Origin of the sequence: Methylobacterium sp. CB376 (genome assembly GCF_029714205.1) — a bacterium.
In the GTDB taxonomy this organism is placed as follows: Bacteria; Pseudomonadota; Alphaproteobacteria; order Rhizobiales; family Beijerinckiaceae; genus Methylobacterium.
The window spans coordinates 4,130,387-4,148,217 of sequence record NZ_CP121648.1 but is presented as its reverse complement, the minus strand read 5'-3'; the positions used below and the strand labels follow the sequence as shown (position 1 = coordinate 4,148,217).

17 protein-coding genes and 1 pseudogene are annotated in these 17,831 nt (G+C 74.4%); 13 read left to right on the top strand and 5 right to left on the bottom strand.

Going from position 1 to position 17,831, the window contains the following annotated elements; genetic code table 11:
- Nucleotides 1–111 precede the first annotated feature (111 nt).
- The 13 genes and pseudogenes from crtD to rimM all read left to right on the top strand — a co-directional run bounded on the left by crtD (nucleotide 112) and on the right by rimM (nucleotide 13,776).
- Nucleotides 112–1,611, top strand: a complete 1,500-nt coding sequence (gene crtD, locus QA634_RS18735) for a 1-hydroxycarotenoid 3,4-desaturase CrtD (RefSeq protein ID WP_012333473.1) — start codon at nucleotides 112–114, stop codon at nucleotides 1,609–1,611.
- Nucleotides 1,612–1,613: 2 nt separating this feature from the next.
- Nucleotides 1,614–2,507 carry a carotenoid 1,2-hydratase gene (locus QA634_RS18730; RefSeq protein WP_012333472.1) on the top strand — a complete coding sequence of 298 codons (894 nt, stop codon included), beginning with the start codon at nucleotides 1,614–1,616 and terminating at the stop codon, nucleotides 2,505–2,507.
- Nucleotides 2,508–2,594: 87 nt separating this feature from the next.
- Nucleotides 2,595–4,394 carry an allophanate hydrolase gene (atzF, locus tag QA634_RS18725; RefSeq protein ID WP_012333471.1) on the top strand — a complete coding sequence of 600 codons (1,800 nt, stop codon included), beginning with the start codon at nucleotides 2,595–2,597 and terminating at the stop codon, nucleotides 4,392–4,394.
- 397 nt (nucleotides 4,395–4,791) lie between these two features.
- Nucleotides 4,792–6,660 (top strand): DEAD/DEAH box helicase, encoded by a 1,869-nt coding sequence (locus QA634_RS18720; RefSeq protein WP_012333470.1) that lies wholly within the window; start codon nucleotides 4,792–4,794, stop codon nucleotides 6,658–6,660.
- 108 nt (nucleotides 6,661–6,768) lie between these two features.
- On the top strand, nucleotides 6,769–7,485 hold the full coding sequence (gene minC, locus QA634_RS18715; RefSeq protein WP_012333469.1) for a septum site-determining protein MinC: 717 nt from the start codon (nucleotides 6,769–6,771) through the stop codon (nucleotides 7,483–7,485).
- A gap of 82 nt (nucleotides 7,486–7,567) precedes the next feature.
- A complete protein-coding gene (gene minD, locus QA634_RS18710; protein ID WP_012333468.1) occupies nucleotides 7,568–8,383 on the top strand; it encodes a septum site-determining protein MinD in 816 nt (271 codons plus the stop codon).
- A complete protein-coding gene (minE, locus tag QA634_RS18705; protein WP_012333467.1) occupies nucleotides 8,380–8,664 on the top strand; it encodes a cell division topological specificity factor MinE in 285 nt (94 codons plus the stop codon). The genes minD and minE overlap by 4 nt, the downstream gene beginning before the upstream one ends.
- Nucleotides 8,665–8,836: 172 nt before the next feature.
- The gene (locus tag QA634_RS18700) at nucleotides 8,837–9,658 is read left to right on the top strand and encodes an SDR family NAD(P)-dependent oxidoreductase (RefSeq protein ID WP_012333466.1); all 822 of its coding nucleotides are present in this window, start codon (nucleotides 8,837–8,839) and stop codon (nucleotides 9,656–9,658) included.
- 15 nt (nucleotides 9,659–9,673) lie between these two features.
- Nucleotides 9,674–10,585 carry an alpha/beta hydrolase fold domain-containing protein gene (locus tag QA634_RS18695; protein WP_012333465.1) on the top strand — a complete coding sequence of 304 codons (912 nt, stop codon included), beginning with the start codon at nucleotides 9,674–9,676 and terminating at the stop codon, nucleotides 10,583–10,585.
- Between the two features lie 165 nt (nucleotides 10,586–10,750).
- Nucleotides 10,751–10,972, top strand: coding sequence for a glutathione S-transferase (locus QA634_RS18690; protein WP_012333464.1), 222 nt, complete (start codon nucleotides 10,751–10,753; stop codon nucleotides 10,970–10,972).
- 13 nt (nucleotides 10,973–10,985) lie between these two features.
- Nucleotides 10,986–12,565: pseudogene (gene ffh, locus QA634_RS18685) on the top strand (signal recognition particle protein).
- 214 nt (nucleotides 12,566–12,779) lie between these two features.
- Nucleotides 12,780–13,139 (top strand): 30S ribosomal protein S16, encoded by a 360-nt coding sequence (rpsP, locus tag QA634_RS18680; protein WP_012333462.1) that lies wholly within the window; start codon nucleotides 12,780–12,782, stop codon nucleotides 13,137–13,139.
- Between the two features lie 7 nt (nucleotides 13,140–13,146).
- Nucleotides 13,147–13,776: a ribosome maturation factor RimM gene (rimM, locus tag QA634_RS18675; RefSeq protein WP_026190522.1), complete on the top strand. Its 630-nt coding sequence runs from the start codon at nucleotides 13,147–13,149 to the stop codon at nucleotides 13,774–13,776.
- 319 nt (nucleotides 13,777–14,095) lie between these two features.
- On the opposite strand, the gene flgH is transcribed toward rimM, so the two are convergent.
- The 5 genes from flgH to flgG all read right to left on the bottom strand — a co-directional run bounded on the left by flgH (nucleotide 14,096) and on the right by flgG (nucleotide 17,827).
- Entirely contained in the window at nucleotides 14,096–14,794 is a 699-nt protein-coding gene (gene flgH / locus QA634_RS18670; protein WP_012333460.1) for a flagellar basal body L-ring protein FlgH, read from the bottom strand.
- Complete coding sequence (locus tag QA634_RS18665; RefSeq protein ID WP_012333459.1) at nucleotides 14,794–15,327, bottom strand: MotE family protein; 534 nt, start codon at nucleotides 15,325–15,327, stop codon at nucleotides 14,794–14,796. The genes flgH and QA634_RS18665 overlap by 1 nt, the downstream gene beginning before the upstream one ends.
- Nucleotides 15,324–16,436, bottom strand: a complete 1,113-nt coding sequence (gene flgI / locus QA634_RS18660; protein ID WP_012333458.1) for a flagellar basal body P-ring protein FlgI — start codon at nucleotides 16,434–16,436, stop codon at nucleotides 15,324–15,326. The genes QA634_RS18665 and flgI overlap by 4 nt, the downstream gene beginning before the upstream one ends.
- Nucleotides 16,436–16,966, bottom strand: coding sequence for a flagellar basal body P-ring formation chaperone FlgA (gene flgA / locus QA634_RS18655; RefSeq protein ID WP_012333457.1), 531 nt, complete (start codon nucleotides 16,964–16,966; stop codon nucleotides 16,436–16,438). Before flgA ends, flgI begins: the two co-directional genes overlap by 1 nt.
- A 72-nt stretch (nucleotides 16,967–17,038) precedes the next feature.
- Complete coding sequence (flgG, locus tag QA634_RS18650; protein WP_012333456.1) at nucleotides 17,039–17,827, bottom strand: flagellar basal-body rod protein FlgG; 789 nt, start codon at nucleotides 17,825–17,827, stop codon at nucleotides 17,039–17,041.
- Nucleotides 17,828–17,831 lie beyond the last annotated feature (4 nt).

The following is a 17,831-nucleotide window of genomic DNA, read 5'->3' as shown; positions in this document are numbered from 1 at the left end:
TCTCCCTCCGTCCGGGGTCATTCTGCCGGTATCATTCTGCCGGTGTCATTTTGTTTGAACGCCAGAAACTGTCCACTATGATTGACACTCTTGGGCCGGGAGATCAACGGCGTGACGGACGAACGGGTGGTGGTGATCGGGGCGGGAATCGGCGGGCTGGTGGCGGCCCTCGGCCTTTCGGCCGCGGGCCTGAACGTCACCGTGGTGGAGAAGGCGGCCGCGCCGGGCGGCAAGATGCGCGCGGTGGCGGCCGGCCCGCGCCGGGTCGAGGCCGGCCCCACGGTCTTCACCATGCGCTGGGTGTTCGAGGAGATCTTCTCCGAGGCGGGCGCCGACCTCGCCGCCCGGGTCTCGCTGACGCCGGCCGGCATCCTGGCGCGGCACGCCTGGAGCGCGGGGGAGCGCCTCGACCTCTTCGCCGACCCGGCCCGCTCGGAGGCGGCGATCGCGGATTTCGCCGGCCCCCGGGAGGCGGAGGGGTTCCGCCGCTTCCGCGCCCGCGCGGCCGAGATCTACCGCACCCTCGAGACCCCCTTCATCCGCGAGCCCCGCCCGAACCCGCTGGAACTCGCCCTGCGGGTCGGGCCCCGGGGCCTCGGCGACCTCTGGCGCATCCAGCCCTTCGCGACGCTCTGGACCGCGCTCTGCGCGCATTTCCGCGACCCGCGCCTGCGCCAGCTGTTCGGGCGCTACGCGACCTATTGCGGCTCCTCGCCCTTCGAGGCGCCCGCGACCCTGATGCTGGTCGCGCACGTGGAGCAGGAGGGGGTCTGGACGATCGCCGGCGGGCTGTCGCGCCTCGCTGCCGCCGTGGCGGAGCTCGCCGCCGAGAAGGGCGCCGCCCTGCGCTACGGGGCCGAGGCGACCGGGATCGTCACGGCGGGCGGGCGCGTCGCCGGGGTCGCCCTGGCGAGCGGCGAGCGCCTCCCGGCGACCCGCGTCGTCGCCAACGCGGACGTGGCGGCCCTCGCCGCGGGCCTGTTCGGGCCGGAGGCGGCGCGGGCGGTCGACCCGGTCCCGCGCGAGGCGCGCTCGCTCTCGGCGGTCACCTTCGCGGTGGCCGGCCGCCCGGACGGCTTCCCCCTGGTGCGCCACAACGTGTTCTTCTCGCGCGACTACCAGAGCGAGTTCGTGGACCTGACCCGGCGGCGGCGCCTGCCGGAGGACCCGACCGTCTACGTCTGCGCCCAGGACCGCGGCGACGACGGCGTGCCGGAGACGGGCCGGGGCCCGGACCACGCGCCGGAAGCCCTGCTCGCCCTCGTCAACGCGCCCGCCCGCGACGAACCCTTTTCCCCGCAGGAGATCGCCCGATGCCACGCCACGATGAGCCGGCGGCTGTCCGCCTGCGGCCTGACGCTCGCGCCGGAGGCCGAGACGGTGACGGCGCCGCCGGATTTCGCGACGCTCTTCCCGGGGACCGGGGGGGCGCTGTACGGCCGGGCCTCGCACGGCTGGACGGCGTCCTTCCGCCGGCCGGGGGCGCGCACGCGGCTGCCGGGCCTCTACCTGGCGGGGGGGAGCGCGCATCCGGGGCCGGGCGTGCCGATGGCAGCCCAGTCGGGCCGGCTCGCGGCGCGGCAGGTGCTGCGGGACCTCGCTTCGACCTGAGCGTGCCGCCCGGCGGCTACGCGTGGTGGTACGTGGACGGCGTCAGCGACGACGGCCGCCACGGCCTCACCGTCATCGCCTTCCTGGGCAGCGTGTTCTCGCCCTACTACGCCTGGAGCGGGCGCCAGGACCCGCTCGACCACAGCGCGGTCAACGTCGTGCTGTACGGGGCGCCGGCCCGCTGGGCCATGACCGAGCGCCGCCGCCGCAGCGTGGCGCGGGACGCCGCCTCGCTCAGCATCGGCCCGAGTTCCCTCGCCTGGGACGGCAGCGCCCTGACGATCCGGGTCAGCGAGGTGACGGCCCCCCTGCCCTCGCGCCTCTCGGGCACGATCCGGGTCTACCCGCGCGGGATCACGCCCGGCCCCTTCACCCTCGACGCGGAGGGGCGCCACCGCTGGTGGCCGATCGCCCCCGCCTCGCGGATCGAGGTGGACCTCGACCGGCCCGCCCTGCGCTGGCGCGGCCACGCCTACTTCGACACGAATGACGGCGACACCCCCCTCGAAGCCTCGTTCCGGAGCTGGACGTGGTCGCGCGCGACCCTCCGCCACGGCGCCGCGATCCTGTACGACGTGCTGCGGCGGGACGGCACCCGGCAGGACCTCTCGCTGCGCTTCGACCCGGACGGGACGCCGCGCCCGATCGAGCCGCCGATCCCGGCCGCGCTGCCGCCGACCCTCTGGCGCCTGAAGCGGGCGACGCGCAGCGACGACGGGCAGGCCAGGGTGCTGCGCCGCTTCGAGGACGCGCCCTTCTACTCCCGCTCGCAGCTCGCGGCGCGGATCTGCGGCGAGGCGGTCGAGCCGGTGCACGAGGCGCTCTGCCTCGACCGCTTCCGCCACCCGCTGGTGCGGCTGATGCTGCCCTTCCGCATGCCGCGCGCCCTCGGCTGAGGGCGGCGCGCGGGCCGGACGGTCCGGCTCTTGCCTGCGCGGGTGCGGTGGCGCCAGGCTGCGCCGCGCGGAGGGTCTTCTGGCGTCATGTTGCCGGCGGTGTTCGATCTCACGGCCCTGCGGGCGCTCTACGCGTCCGGGGCCTTCACGCCCCTCGACCTCGCCGAGACGCTCAGCGCGCGCATCGCCGGGGCGGACCCGGCCATCTTCATCACGCCCGCCCGCGCGGGCGCCCTGCGGGACGCGGCGAGGGAGCTGATGGAGCGGGCGCCGGAGCCCGGCAGCCTGCCCCTCTGGGGCGTGCCCTTCGCGGTGAAGGACAACATCGACGTGGCGGGGCTGCCGACCACCGCCGCCTGCCCGGCCTTCGCCACCACCGCGCCGGCCGACGCCGCCGTGGTGGCGCGCCTGCGGGCGGCGGGCGCCCTCGTGGTGGGCAAGGTCAACCTCGACCAGTTCGCGACCGGCCTCAACGGGACGCGCTCGCCCTACGGGGCGCCGCGCAGCGTCTTCGACGACGCCTACATTTCGGGCGGCTCCAGCTCCGGCTCCGCAGTCGCGGTCGCGTCGGGCCTCTGCGCCTTCGCCCTCGGCACCGACACGGCCGGCTCCGGCCGGGTGCCGGCGGCGTTCAACAACCTCGTGGGCATCAAGCCGACCAAGGGCCTCCTCAGCGCGCGCGGCCTCGTCCCGGCCTGCCGCAGCCTCGACTGCGTCTCGATCTTCGCCCTCACGGTGGGCGACGCGGCGGCGGTGCGCCGGATCGCCGAGGGCTTCGACCCGGACGACCCCTACTCGCGGCGCGGCGCTCCGCGCCCGCTGCCGGCCCGGCCCCGGCTCGGGGTGCTGGCCGGGGCGGAGCGCGAGTTCTACGGCGATGCCGAGACCGCGCGCCTCTACGACGAGGCCGCGTCCCGCGCCGAGGCGCTCGGCTGCCCCCTGGTGCCCTTCGATTACGGGCCGTTCCGCGAGGCGGCGGAGCTGCTCTACGAGGGCCCCTGGGTGGCCGAGCGGCTCGCGGCGATCGAGTCCTTCGCGGCGGCGAACCCGGACGCGCTCGACCCCGCGGTGCGCCGCATCGTCGAGTCCGCCCGCGCCTTCTCGGCCGCGGATGCCTTCCGGGGCCAGTACCGGCTGGAGGCGCTGCGGCGGCGCACGGAGGCGACCTGGGAGCGGGTCGACGCGCTGCTCCTCCCCACGGCGCCCACCACCTACACGGTCGAGGCGATGCGGGCCGACCCGATCGCCCTCAACAGCCGGCTCGGGCGCTACACCAACTTCGCCAACCTGCTCGACTGCGCGGCGGTCGCGGTGCCGGCGGGGTTCCGCGCGGACGGGCTGCCCGCCGGCGTCACCCTGGTCGCCCGGGCCTTCCAGGACGACGCCCTCCTGCCCCTCGCCGACGCGCTCCACCGCGCGGCGTCGTGCGGGCTCGGCGCGCGGCGCGACGCGCCGCTGCCGGAGGAGAGCCGCGTCGGGGCGGAGCCCGAGGAGCGGCTGGCGATCGTGGTGGTGGGGGCGCACCTGTCGGGCATGCCCCTCAACCGCGAACTCACCGCCCTCGGCGGCCGGCTGCTGCGGGAGGCCCGCACGGCGCCCGACTACAGGCTCTACGCCCTGCCGGGCACGCAGCCGCCGAAGCCCGGGCTCGTGCGGGTTCCGGGCCATGCCGGCCCCGGGCTCGCGGTCGAGGTCTGGACCCTCGACCCCGCCGCCTTCGGGCGCTTCGCGGCCGCGATCCCCGCCCCCCTCGGGCTCGGTCGCATCACCCTCGACGACGGCAGCGCCGTCCCGGGCTTCCTGTGCGAGGCGCACGCGGTGGCCGGGGCCGAGGAGGTGACGCATCACGGCGGCTGGCGCGCCTACATGGCCGCCCGGGCCGGCTGAGCGCCGGCGGGACGGCCCGCGAAGCAGGGCCGGGACGGGTCGGCCGACGACGCGGCCCCGCTCCGCCGCAGTCTTCCCCGCGGCGCGGGCGGCCCGCCTGCCCGTCCGCCCGCCTGCGAGGCATGATCCCGCCACAACACCGCGCCGGGCCGGCACGGCGGACGAGAGACGAGCGCTCCGGGATCGAGGACGAGACCGCCGCGCGCGCCGCCCGATCGCTGCCGCCCCGCCGGACTGAACTCGCCCTCTTCGCCAGAATGTCTCGACGAAAACCTGCGCTCCAGTCCCGCCCGAGCGCCGCCGTCTCGCAGTTCTTGCGAGCTCGGAACCGGACAGTACCGGATGACGGAGGGGCTGCGACTGAACCTGACACAGCGTAAGGATTCACAAATGCGCGATGTTCGGCCATGCTGGCCGGAATGAGTCGCATCCTCGCCCCGTGAGCGCCGCCCCCCGCCCCCTGCGCAGCCACCAGCGCGCCCTCGCCGAACTGGTCGCCGCCATCGCCGGCGGCGCGGCGGCGGAGGTCACCGACATCCTCGCGGCCGTCACGCCGGGCGGGGGCAAGTCGCTCCTGCCCGTCATCGCGGCCGCCCGCCTGATCGCGGCCGGCACCGTGCGGCGGGTGGTCTGGGTGGTGCCGCGCGACTCCCTGCGCCTGCAGGCCGAGGAGGCCTTCGCGGATCCGGCCTGGCGGGCGGCCCTCGGCCACGCCCTCTCGGTGCGCGCCGCCGACAACACCCCCGATCCCGCCAGGGGCCTTTCCGGCTACGTCACCACCTACCAGGCGGTCGCCGCCGCCCCTTCCCTGCACCTCGCCGAGATGCGGCGGAGCGACACCCTGCTGGTGATCGACGAGGTGCACCACCTCCCCGCCCTGGGTGGGGAGGTGCCGGAGGGCGAGGCGGCGGCCTGGAGCCGGGCGCTGCTGCCGCTGTTCCAGCACGCGCGGCTGCGCCTCCTCCTGTCGGGCACCCTGGAGCGGGCGGATGGGAGGCGCATCCTGTGGCTCCCCTACCGGGACGGCGAGGCCGGCCGCGCGCCGGTGCCGGACACGGCGGCGCCGGGCTGGGCGGTGATCGGCTACTCGCGGGCGCAGGCGCTCGCCGAGCGGGCGGTGCTGCCGGTTCAGTTCGGGGCCCTCGACGGCGAGGCGAGCTGGCTCGAGGGCGGCCGGGCGGACGGGCAGGCCCGGGTCGGCCCGCACCGCCTGTCGGGTTCGGCGCCGCGCGCGACGACCCGGCCGGCCCTGTTCACGGCCCTGCGCACCGGCTTCGCCCGCGCGCTGCTGCACGAGGCCTTCCTGGCGACGCGGCGCCTGCGGGCGGCGCGGCGGGCGGCCCGCGGCCTCGGACCGGGCGAGGCGGCGCGCGGGCTCGGCAAGCTCCTGGTGGTGGCGCCCGACCAGGCGAGCGCGCAGAGCTACCTCGCCATGCTGCGCGGCTGGATGCCCGCCGGCCAAGCCGCCCGCGACGCGCGCATCGCCGTCTCCTCCGAGCCCGAGGCCCACGCGGCGCTCGCCAGCTTCCGGCTCGCGCCCGAGCCGGCCGCGCTCGTCACCGTGGCCATGGCCTACGAGGGGCTCGACGCGCCCGAGGTGGCCGTGGTGGCGGCGCTCACCCACATCCGCAGCCGCCCCTGGCTCGAGCAGATGATCGCCCGGGCGACGCGGGTCGACCCCCAGGCCGGGCCCTACGGGGAGCAGCACGCCGTCGTCTTCCACCCGGACGACCCGCTCTTCGCCCGCTTCCGGGCGCGGATCGAGGCCGAGCAGGGGGCCGCCGCGCGCCGGACGCGGAGCATCTCGGCCGCGCCGCGCGATCCGCTCCCGCCCCGCGGCGAGGAGGGCATCGTGCCCCTGGAGAGCAACGCCCTCGGGCTGCGCTACGCCATGCTGCGGCCGGGGCCGGCGCTCGCCCTGGTGCGGCCGGAGATGCCGGCCGACCCGCCGCTGCCGCCTTCCGCCGCCGAGCGGCAGCTGCGCCGGCGGGTCGCCGCCCTGGTCACCGCGCAGGCGGTGGAGGACGAGGCCGAGCTGCGTTTGCCGCGCACCGGCCGCCTCGCCCACCGCTACAACGCCGTGCTGAAGCGGCTGTTCGGGAACAAGGCCCGCACCGCCATGACGGCGGCCGAGCTCGAGGCGGCCCTCGCCTGGCTCGAACGCAACCGCCTCGCGGATCACCTCCACCTCCTCGACGGCGACGCCCGCTACGCCTGGACGGCCCGCCGCCGCTGGGCCGGGGAGCGGCGCGCCGCCGGCCGCTGACGGGGGAGACTCGCGTATGACGTTAGGGAAATGTAAACTTCGCGCTCTGGTGTTAACCACTCGCTAACCATCCGGGCGCGAAATAGAACGGTAACGAATCATCAACCCGTGACCCACTCAACCCCCGCCCGCCCGCCGATCCGCTTCCGCGGCCGCTCCTTCCTGGCCGTGGTCCTCGCCCCCGAGGCGCCCGTCGAGGCCTGGCTCTCAGACCTCGACGCCCTGATGCAGCGCTCGCCGGCCTTCTTCGCCGGCCGCGCCGTGATCCTCGACGTGACCGCGCTGAAGCCCTCGGCCGAGGCGCTGACGGTCCTCGTGGGGGATCTGACCGCCCGCGGGATCCCGATCATGGGGCTCGAAGGGGCGGGCGCGGCGGGTTTCACGAGCGGCCTGCCGCCGCGGCTGACCGGCGGCCGGGCCGGCGGCGAGATCCCGGTGCCGGGCGAGCCGGAACCGGCGCCGGCGCCGATCGCCCTGCCGGAGCGGCCGACCACCGTCGGCTCGCTGGTGCTCGACGCACCCGTGCGCTCGGGCCAGCAGGTCCTGTTCCCGGAGGGGGACGTGACCGTGATGGGGTCGGTCGCCTCGGGTGCCGAGGTGATCGCGGGCGGGTCGATCCACGTCTACGGGGCCCTGCGCGGGCGGGCGATCGCGGGGGCGGCCGGCAACGCCAATGCCCGGATCGTCAGCAGCCGGTTCGCGCCGGAACTGCTGGCGATCGACGGCCTCTACCGCGTCGCCGACGACATCGAGCCGTCCCTGCTCGGACGGGCGGTGCATGTCTGGCTCGACGGCGACGCGATGCGGATGAAAGTGCTCGATTGACGTCCGCCCCGCGCCCTCGGGCGCCCGGGCGACCCCCGAACGGCAGGCGGCCGGGACCGCCCAACGAACAACGAGGTGCAGCATGCCAAAGGTCGTGGTGGTCACATCGGGCAAGGGCGGGGTCGGCAAGACCACCACGACCGCCGCCCTGGGCGCCGCCCTCGCCAAGGGAGGCGCGAATGTCTGCTTGGTGGATTTCGACGTCGGCCTGCGCAACCTCGACCTGGTGATGGGCGCCGAGCGCCGCGTCGTCTACGACCTCATCAACGTCGTCCAGGGCGACGCCAAGCTCGCCCAGGCCCTGATCCGCGACAAGCGCCTCGACACGCTCTCCCTCCTCCCCGCCTCCCAGACCCGCGACAAGGACGCGCTCACCGAGGAGGGCGTCGCCCGCGTGATCGAGGCCCTGCGGGAGCGCTTCGACTGGATCGTCTGCGACAGCCCGGCCGGGATCGAGCGCGGCGCGACCCTGGCGATGCGCCACGCCGACGTGGCCGTGGTGGTCACCAACCCGGAAGTGTCCTCGGTCCGCGACTCGGACCGGATCATCGGGCTGCTCGATTCCAAGACGGTGCGGGCCGAGGCCGGCGAGTCGATCGACAAGCACCTGATCCTGACCCGCTACGCCCCCTCGCGGGCGGACAAGGGCGAGATGCTCAAGATCGAGGACGTGCTGGAGATCCTGTCGATCCCGCTGCTCGCGGTGGTGCCGGAGAGCGAGGAGGTGCTCAAGGCCTCCAACGTCGGCAACCCGGTGACGCTCAACAACCCGGCGAGCGCGCCCGCCCGCGCCTACCTGGACGCGGCGCGCCGGCTCTGCGGCGAGACCGTCGCGATGACGATCCCCAGCGAGCGCAAGTCTTTCCTCAACCGTCTCCTGTCGCGGAGGGCCGCATGACACTCCTGCCGTTCTTCACTCGCCGCGCCAGCGCCCCGATCGCGCGCGAGCGCCTGCAGATCCTGCTCGCCCACGAGCGCGCCGCCTCCGGCCGGAGCGACCTCGCGGCGGTGCTGCGCGAGGAGATCCTCGCCGTCATCGCCAAGCACGTCACCATCGACAGCGAGAAGGTCAAGGTGTCGATGGACCGCGGCGAGGGGGTCTCGCTCCTGGAGATCGACGTCGAGTTGCCGGCCCGGCCCGTCCCCGAGACCCGCGAGCCCGCCCGCAAGCGGGCCTGACCGGCCCGCGCCCCGGAGACCGGGCCCCTCGCGCTTGCAACCCGGGCCTCCTTCGCGCGATGACGCGGGGAGGCCCTGCGGGGCCAAGAGGCCCTGCGGGGCCAAGAGGCCCTGCGGGGCTGAGGGAGCCCTGCGGGGCTGAGGAAGCCCTGCGGGGCGAGGGGGCCGGTCGGTGGCGGGACCATTCGGGCTGCGGGGCAGGACGGCGCTGATCACCGGCGCGGCGAGCGGGATCGGGGCGGCCCTGGCCGAGGCCCTGGCCGCGCGCGGCGCCCGCCTCGCCCTGGTCGACAGGGATGCCGAGGGTCTCGCCCGGGTCGCGGCCGCCCTGGACGGGCGCGCGCCCGCGCTCAGCACCCACCCCCTCGACCTGCGCGAGGCGGCCTGCATCGCGGCCCTGCCGGAGGCCGTGCAGGAGCGCCACGGCGACCTCGACCTCCTCGTCAACAATGCCGGGGTGGCGCTCGCCGGCCGCTTCGAGGACCTCGCCCTCGACGAGTTCGAGTGGCTGATGGACATCAACTTCCGCGCCGCGGTGCGGATGACCCACGCCTTCCTGCCGGCCCTGCGCCGGCGGCCGGAGGCGATGATCGTCAACCTGTCGAGCCTCTACGGGATCATCGCGCCGGCGGGCCAGACCGCCTACGCGGCGAGCAAGTTCGCGCTGCGCGGCTTCTCGGAGGCCCTGCGCCACGAATACGAGGGGACGGGGCTCCACGTCATGGTGGTGCATCCGGGCGGCGTCGCCACCGCCATCGCCCGCAATGCCCGCACCGGGGCCGGGGTCGACCCGGCCGAGGCCGCGCGCGGCCGCGCCGCCTTCGAGCGCCACCTGCGCCTCGCCCCCGCGGCGGCGGCGGACCGGATCCTCGCCGGGATCGCGCGGCGCATGCCCCGCCTCATCGTCGGCGCCGACGCGCGGCAGGTCGTCCTCCTGCAGCGCCTGATGCCGGTGCGCTACTGGGCGGTGATCCGCCGGGCGCTCGGCGAGTAGGAGGGTTCTCGCGGCATGGCCTCGTTGCGCGCCCATTTCCTCGCCTGGATCGTCCGGCGGCAGGTCAAGCGGCGCCTGTCCGGCGTCACCGACGTCCGACAGGTCCGGCGCGTCTTCGATTCCGCCGCCTTCCCGGACCCGCCCGGCATCGCCTTCCGGCCCGGCGAGGTCGGCGGGATCGCGGGGGAATGGGCGGAGCGCCAGGGTCTCGCGGCGGCCGCGCCGCGCCTCCTCTACCTGCACGGGGGCGGCTTCGTCGCCTGCTCGGCGCGCACCCACCGGCCCCTGATCGGCGGGCTCGCGCGGCAGGGCTTCCGGATCTTTACCCCGAACTACCGCCTCGCCCCCGAGGATCCCTTCCCGGCGGCCCTCGACGACGCGGCGGCGGCCTGGGCGGATTTCGCGGCCGAAGGGCCGGCCGTGCTCGCGGGCGAATCGGCGGGCGGCAACCTCGCCCTCGCCCTGCTGCTGCGCCTCCGGGACGCGGGCGGGCGGCTCCCGGCGGCGGCGGCGGCCTTCTCGCCCGCCACCGACCTCCTCGGCGGCAGCCCCTCGCTGACCGAGAATGCCGGGCGCGAGGCGATGCTCTCGGTCGAGAGCTTCCCGCTGCTGCAGCGGGCCTATCTGGGCGGCCACGACCCGGCCGATCCCCTGGTGTCGCCCCTCCACGGCGACCTGCGCGGCCTGCCCCCGATCCTGCTCCACGTCGGCGAGCGCGAGATCCTGCGGGACGATTCCGTGCGCTTCGCCGCCCGGGCGCGGGAGGCGGGCGTGACGGTGGCGCTCACGGTCTGGCCGGTCGTGCCCCATGCCTGGCAATTCGCCTCCTCGTTCCTGCCCGAGGCCCGGCGCTCCCTGGCGGAGGCGGGGGCCTTCCTGGAGGGGCACCTCGCGGCCGCGCGGGAGCGCGCCTCCGCCCTGCGTTGACATTCGCCTCGACACCCTCTAGGGGCTCCGGCTTCCAGGCGACGTTTCGTCCCGACCCGACCCGCCGACCGGTCCCCCGAGGCCGGAGGCCAACGCCCGACAGCGCGACGCGCCCTCGGGCGCGTCCGGCGTTGGGCGGAGCGGCGCCGCGAGCCGGGATCACGGATGACTGAGACCAGCCCCGCGCGACTGCGCATCGAGGACGCGGTGAACACGGCCTGCCCCTGGTCGGGCCGGCCGATCGCCGCCGATTCGCTGACGCTCTACAACGGCGCCGTGGTGGGCTTCTGCAATCCCGATTGCCGCGACAAGTTCGAGGCCGCGATCCGGCACTTCGAGGGCGCCCTGCAGGTGCGCCGGGCGGCCAGCGCGGGCAACGACGAGTAGGCGCGAGGATCCGATGTTCGAAGGCCTCTCCGATCGCCTCTCCGGCATCCTGTCGGGGCTCACCCGCCGCGGCGCGCTGACCGAGGCGGACGTCACCGCCGCCCTGCGGGAGGTGCGCCGCGCCCTCCTGGAGGCCGACGTCGCCCTCGAAGTGGTGCGCGACTTCACCGAGAAGGTGCGCGAGCAGGCGGTCGGCGCCACCGTGCTGAAATCGGTCACGCCCGGCCAGATGGTCGTGAAGATCGTCAACGACCAGCTCGTGGCGATGCTGGGCGCCGAGGCCGAGATCATCGACCTCAACGCCCCCTCCCCCGTGGCGATCCTGATGGTCGGCCTGCAGGGCTCGGGCAAGACCACCACCACGGCGAAGATCGCCAGGCGCCTGAACGGCCGCGAGAAGCGCCGGGTGCTGATGGCCTCCCTCGACACGCGCCGCCCGGCCGCCATGGAGCAGCTGGCGGTGCTGGGCAAGCAGGTCGGCGTCGAGACCCTGCCGATCGTGGCCGGCCAATCGGCGGTGCAGATCGCCAAGCGCGCCATGGAGGCCGCCCGGCTCGGCGGCTTCGACGTGGTGATGCTCGACACGGCCGGCCGCATCACCCTCGACGAGGCGCTGATGCAGGAGGCCGCCGAGGTGAAGGCGGCGGCCCGCCCGCACGAGGTGCTGCTCGTCGCCGACGCGCTCACCGGTCAGGACGCGGTCAACACCGCCCGCGCCTTCGACCAGCGCCTCGGCGTCACCGGCATCGTGCTCACCCGCATGGACGGCGACGCGCGCGGCGGCGCGGCCCTCTCCATGCGCGCCGTCACCGGCAAGCCGATCAAGCTCGTCGGCACCGGCGAGAAGGTCGACGCGCTCGAGGAATTCCATCCCGCCCGCGTCGCCAACCGCATCCTCGGCATGGGCGACATCGTCTCGCTCGTCGAGAAGGCGGCGGAGACCATCGACCAGGAACAGGCCCTGCGCGTCGCCGAGAAGATGCGCAAGGGCAAGTTCGACCTCGACGACCTCGCGATGCAGCTCGGCCAGATGGAGAAGATGGGCGGCATCGGCGGCCTGATGGGCATGCTGCCGGGCATGGGCCAGATCAAGAAGCAGGTCGAGGGCGCCAATCTCGACGAGAAGATGTTCCGGCGCCAGCGCGCCATCATCTCGTCGATGACGCCCGAGGAGCGGCGCAACCCCGACATCCTCAAGGCCTCGCGCAAGAAGCGCGTCGCCAAGGGCGCGGGCGTCGACGTCGCGGAGATCAACAAGCTGCTGAAGATGCACCGGACCATGGCCGACATGATGAAGGCGATGGGGTCGGGCAAGCGCGGGATCGGCCAGGCGCTGGGCTCGATGTTCGGGCTCGGCGGGGGCGGCCCCGGCGGCGGCCTCGGGGGTTGGGCCGGATGATGGGCGGCGGCATGCCGGAGCCCACGCCCGAGCAGATCGCCGCCCTGGAGAAGCAGTTCGGCGGCAAGCTGCCGCCGATGCCGCCCGGGCTCGGGGGCGCGCCCGGGAAGGCGCCGGGCCTGCCGGGCCTCGGCGGGAACAAGATGCCGGGGTTGCCGGGCCTCGGGGGCCTGCCCTTCGGCAAGAAGAAGTGAGCGGGCCGACCGGCCCGGCTTGGGAAGTGACCGGGCCGATCGGCCCGGCTTGGGAAGTGATCGGGCCGACCGGCCCGGCTTGGGAATCGACGTTCTCGACAGCGGGAAGATCGATGGGGAGGCGTGCCGCCCGGCGGCCCCTCCGGAAGGCGGGAGCGCGATCGCGCGTCTCCCGCGCACGTGGTGACAAGCGACTGAGTGAAGAGGTGAGACAATGTCCCTGAAGATCCGCCTGACCCGCGGCGGCGCCAAGAAGCGCCCCTATTACCGCATCGTCGTCGCCGATTCGCGCTCGCCGCGCGACGGCCGCTTCATCGAGAAGGTCGGCGTGTACGACCCGATGAAGCCGAAGGACGACCCGGCCCGCGTGTCGCTCGAATCCGAGAAGATCCAGGCGTGGCTGGCCAAGGGCGCGCAGCCGACCGACCGCGTCCTGCGCTTCCTCGACGCCGCCGGCCTCGCCAAGCGCCCGGCCCGCAACAACCCGAAGAAGGCCGAGCCGGGCCAGAAGGCCAAGGAGCGCGCCGCCGCCCGCGCCGAGAAGGCCGGCGCCGGCGACGACGCCGCGGCGTAACGCCTCCATGGCGCGCCGGCCCCAGCGCCCCGCCCCATCCGGTCGCGCCGGCGCGGGACGGGGCGCGGCCGGCGCGGCCCCGCCGGGGCCGGACGCGAGACTCGTCGTGCTCGGCGAGTTCGGCCGCGCGCACGGCCTCCAGGGCGAGGTGCGGCTGAAATCCTATACCGCCGAGCCGATGGCGATCGGCGGCTACGGGCCGCTCCTCGCCTCCGACGGCCGCGTGGTGGAGTTGACGGCGCTGCGCCCCGCCGCGGGAACGCCCGACATCCTGGTGGCGCGGGTGGCCGGCGTCGCGGGCCGCAGCGCGGCCGAGGGCCTCAACCGCCTCACCCTCTCGGTGCCCCGGGACCGCCTCGGCGCGCCCGAGGACGAGGACGAGTTCTTCACCGCCGACCTCGTCGGTCTCGCCGCGGTGGATGCGGCGGGCACGCGGCTCGGCACGATCCGGGCGGTGCCGAATTACGGCGGCGGCGACCTCCTGGAGATCGAGCCCGAGGGCGGCGGACGCCCGGCCCTCCTGCCCTTCACCCGCCTCTTCGTGCCGAAGGTCGAGATCGCGGCCGGCCGCGTGACGATCGCGCCGCCCGAGGATCTCTTCGCCCCGCCCGGCCCGCCGCCGGAGGGCGAGGGCTGATCCGGGATCCGGTTGATCGCAGCGGATCCCGGATCGCGCGCCCGCGCGGCGCGTGAGCGACGCCCCAATCCGCCATGCGAAAGGGATCGAGCGGAATGGGTATGCCCCGAACACCGCAGAACCGGCGCCGTCATCCGACATCCGGTTGATGGCTTCGCCATCTCCCATTTCGGCAACGCGGATGTCGGCGTCGCTCAAGCGCCGCGCGGGCGTGTCATACGACATCCGACGGATTGCTTCGCAATACGGATGTCGGCTTCGCTCACGCGCCGCGCGGGCTTGTCAGACGCTGTCCGGACGTGATCGTCCGGACAGCGGATCAGAACGGCGTGACGGTCTCGAAGACGCGCTGCCCGATGGTCGGGTCCTGCACGTCGGTGATGCGGCCGCGCCCGCCGTAGGAGATCCGCGCCTCCGCGATCTTGTCGTAGTCGATCGTGTTCTTGCGGGTGATGTCGCGCGGCCGGACGATGCCCGCCACGGTGAGCACGCGCACCTCGCTGTTGACGCGCACCTCCTGCGAGCCGCTGATCAGGAGGTTGCCGTTCGGCAGCGTGTCGGTGACCACGGCCGCGACCGACAGGCTCAGGTTCTCCTTGCGGTCGATGGTGCCGTTGCCCTTGGTCTCGGTGCCCGAGCGGATGCCCGCATCGGCGGTGGCCGAGTCCTTCACGCCCGAGACGCCGTAGCTGAAATCGAAGCCGAGCGACGATTTCTGGCTGCGCGAGCGATCGGTGGCGTTGTCGAACTGCGCCTTGTCGTTGATCGAGATGCTCACCGTGATCACGTCGCCGATGTTGCGGGCGCGCGGGTCCTGGAACAGGTCGGCGGCGCCGGGTGCCCAGGTCGAGCTGTAGCTGCGCCGGGGCGTGGCCGCGAAGGAGGCCGGCAGCGGCTCGCGCGGGGCGGCGAGGCCCGTGCCGATCGGCGTCAGCAGCGGCGGGCGTCCGATCGGGTCGAGGGGCTGGGCGCAGGCGCCGAGCCCCGCCACGGCCGCGCAGGTCAGCAGGCGCTTCATCAGGATTTCTCGCCGTCCTTCGGTTTCTTGCTGGCGTCGGTCATGATCCGGGCGAGCTGCGCGGCGCGCGACGCCTCCATCTCGCTCAGGATGCTGCTCGCCGTGCGCGCATTGAGCTTGGTGAGGAGGGCCGCCGCCGCCTCGTCCGGCATGTTGGCGAGCTGGAGGGCCGCCGCGTCGGGGCGCATCTTCATGTAGATCGCCACCACGGTCTCGTCGGCCTTGGCCAGGAACTCGTTGCGCCGCCGCAGCCACTCCTCGTACTCGGCGCGCTTGGCCTCGAGCTGCCTGATGCGCTCCTCGACCTGCTTCTCGAGGGCGGTCAGCGTCTCCTTCTGCCACGCCACGCGCGCATCCGCGGCCGCGTCCACGATGCCGTTGCAATAGGCCGCGGCCCGCGAGGGCGGCGCCTCCTCGGCGGCGCGGGCAGGGCCCGCGAGCCCCGCGAGCCACAGCAGGCCCGCGAGCCCCGCGAGCCACAGCAGGCCCGCGAGCGGCGGGAGGAAGCCCGCCGGGAGGGGACGCCGCCTCATTGCACCACGAGCTCCGCCTGGAGGGCGCCGGCCGTCTTCACGGCCTGGAGGATCGCGATGATGTCGCTCGGCTTCAGGCCGACCTGGTTGAGGCCCTTGACGAGGGTCTGGAGGTCGGAGCCGCCCAGGACGGCGAGGCGGCCCTGCTGCTCCTGGGCCGAGACCTCGGTGCGCGGCACCACCACGGTCTGGCCGTTGCGGGAGGAGGGATTGGGCTGGGAGACCTCGGGCGTCTCGGTGACCCGGACCGTCAGGTTGCCGTGCGTGACCGCCACCGTGGAGATCTGGACGTTGCGGCCGATCACCACCGTGCCGGTGCGCTGATCCACCACCACCCGCGCCGGGGTGTCGGGCTGGATGGTCAGGTCGCCGACCTCCGCGATGAAGCGGGTCTGCGCGATCGCGGGCGGCTTGTGCAGCACCACCGAGCGCTGGTCGCGCGGGATCGCCACGCGCCGGCCGAAGCGCTGCAGCGCGTAGGCGTTGACCGCGTCGACGATCAGGGTCGCGGTCTTGAAGTCGGGGTTCTTGAGTTCGAGGACGAGCTGCGGCAGGTCCTGCAGCGAGCCCGGCACCTGCCGCTCGATCAGGGCGCCGTTCGGAATGCGCCCGGCGGTCGGCACGCCCTGCGTGACCGTCTCGGCCTGGCCACCCACCGAGAAGCCGGAGACCGCCATCGGCCCCTGGGCGGCGGCGTAGACCTGCCCGTCGCCGCCCGAGAGCGGCGTCATCAGGAGCGTGCCGCCCTTGAGCGAGGTCGCGTCGCCGAGCGAGGTCACGGTGACGTCGATGCGCGAGCCCACGGTCGCGTAGGGCGGCAGGTCGGCCGTCACCATCACGGCCGCGACGTTGCGGGTGCGCAGGCGCGAGTCGCGCACGTTGACGCCCATCCGGTCGAGCATCGATTGCAGCGACTGCTCGGTGAACTGCGCGTTGCGCAGGGTGTCGCCGGTGCCCTGGAGGCCCGTGACGAGCCCGTAGCCGACGAGCTGGTTGTCGCGCACGCCCTGGAGCGCGGCGATGTCCTTGATCCGGGTGCCGGCGAGGGCCGGGAGCGCGGCGAGGGGCGCGACCAGCAGGGCGAGCAGCAGCGCGAGGATCCGGTCCATCAGCGCATGTCCCCGATGCGGATGCGGCCGTCGCCCTGGACGACGCCGACGACGATCCGGCCCGTATCGGTGTTGCGCACCCGGATGACCTCGCCGAGGCCGCCATTCTGCAGCGGCGTGCCGAGCGTGGTGATGATGAGGCCGTTCTCCTCGAAGATCATCGTGGTGGGCGTGCCGCGGCTGACCAGGCGCGGATCGTCCACCGCGTTGACCGGCACCGGCTCCCCGGGCAGGAGCGTGCGCCGCGCCACCCGGCCGACGATGGCGAGGGGCGCGTCGATCACGGCGGCGCGGGCGCGGAAGGTCGGCGGGAAGGACTGCTCGCGCAGCATCGTCTCCTTGATCATGTCGCCCGGGTAGATCGTCACGGCCGGGACCGGGAGGACGAGGTCGGGCGCGCGCTCGGGCGGCGCCTGCGCGGCGGCGGGGCCGGCGGCGGGAGCGGCCGCGCAGGGGCCGATGCCGGCGCCGCAGGCGCCGGCCAGGAGGGCGAGCGCGAGCGCCCGCCGGGTTCGACTGCTCATGACCATCGTGATCGCATCCTCGCCTTCGCGGGCGCGCCGGGGCCGCGCCGCTCGCGGGCGCCGCCGCGGCGCGCCGGGTTACCGGATGCCCTTCGACACCGTGCCGGCCATCTCGTCGGCGGCCTGGATCACCTTCGAGTTCATCTCGAAGGCGCGCTGGGCCGTGATCAGGCTGGTGATCTCCTTGACCGGATCGACGTTCGAACTCTCCAGGTAGCCCTGCTGGACCTTGCCGAAGCCGGTATCCCCCGCGACGCCGGTGACGGGGGCGCCCGAGGCGGCGGTCTCGCGGTAGAGGCCGTTGCCGAGGGGCTCCAGGCCCGATTCGTTGGCGAAGTTGGCGATCGAGAGCTGGCCGAGGAGCTGCGGCGTCGCCTGCCCGTCGACTTTGGCGTAGACCTGCCCCGACTGGTTGATCACGACGTCGACGGTGTTGGCCGGGAACAGGATTGCCGGCTCCACCACGTAGCCTTCGAGGGTGACGAGCTGGCCGGTCGAACTCTTGTTGAAGGAGCCGGCGCGGGTGTAGTTCACCTCGCCGTTCGGGTTCGTGACCTGGAAGTAGCCGCGGCCGTTGATGGCGAGGTCGAGGTTGTTCGAGGTCTGGGCGAGCGGACCCTGGCGGTGCAGGTTGCGGATCGCGGCCGCCCGCACGCCGAGGCCGAGGAGCGCCCCCTCGGGCACCGCCTCCTGTCCGGTCTGGTTCGGCACGCCCTGCTGCCGCTCGGCTTGGTAGAGCAGGTCCGTGAACTCCGCCCGGGCGCCCTTGAAGCCGGTCGTGTTCAGGTTGGCGACGTTGTTGGCGATGACTTCGAGGTTGAGCTGCTGGGCATTCATGCCCGTGGCGGCGATGGCGAGCGCTCTCATGTCG

Excerpts from the sequence above, each read along its gene's own strand:
- QA634_RS18690 (WP_012333464.1), top strand. The coding sequence starts at position 10,751 with ATGACTGAGACCAGCCCCGCGCGACTGCGCATCGAGGACGCGGTGAAC.
- QA634_RS18695 (WP_012333465.1), top strand. The coding sequence starts at position 9,674 with ATGGCCTCGTTGCGCGCCCATTTCCTCGCCTGGATCGTCCGGCGGCAG.
- QA634_RS18665 (WP_012333459.1), bottom strand. The coding sequence starts at position 15,327 with ATGAGGCGGCGTCCCCTCCCGGCGGGCTTCCTCCCGCCGCTCGCGGGC.
- QA634_RS18720 (WP_012333470.1), top strand. The coding sequence starts at position 4,792 with ATGTTCGGCCATGCTGGCCGGAATGAGTCGCATCCTCGCCCCGTGAGC.
- flgH (WP_012333460.1), bottom strand. The coding sequence starts at position 14,794 with ATGAAGCGCCTGCTGACCTGCGCGGCCGTGGCGGGGCTCGGCGCCTGC.
- rpsP (WP_012333462.1), top strand. The coding sequence starts at position 12,780 with ATGTCCCTGAAGATCCGCCTGACCCGCGGCGGCGCCAAGAAGCGCCCC.
- rimM (WP_026190522.1), top strand. The coding sequence starts at position 13,147 with ATGGCGCGCCGGCCCCAGCGCCCCGCCCCATCCGGTCGCGCCGGCGCG.
- flgG (WP_012333456.1), bottom strand. The coding sequence starts at position 17,827 with ATGAGAGCGCTCGCCATCGCCGCCACGGGCATGAATGCCCAGCAGCTC.
- atzF (WP_012333471.1), top strand. The coding sequence starts at position 2,595 with ATGTTGCCGGCGGTGTTCGATCTCACGGCCCTGCGGGCGCTCTACGCG.
- flgA (WP_012333457.1), bottom strand. The coding sequence starts at position 16,966 with ATGGTCATGAGCAGTCGAACCCGGCGGGCGCTCGCGCTCGCCCTCCTG.
- flgI (WP_012333458.1), bottom strand. The coding sequence starts at position 16,436 with ATGGACCGGATCCTCGCGCTGCTGCTCGCCCTGCTGGTCGCGCCCCTC.
- minE (WP_012333467.1), top strand. The coding sequence starts at position 8,380 with ATGACACTCCTGCCGTTCTTCACTCGCCGCGCCAGCGCCCCGATCGCG.
- minD (WP_012333468.1), top strand. The coding sequence starts at position 7,568 with ATGCCAAAGGTCGTGGTGGTCACATCGGGCAAGGGCGGGGTCGGCAAG.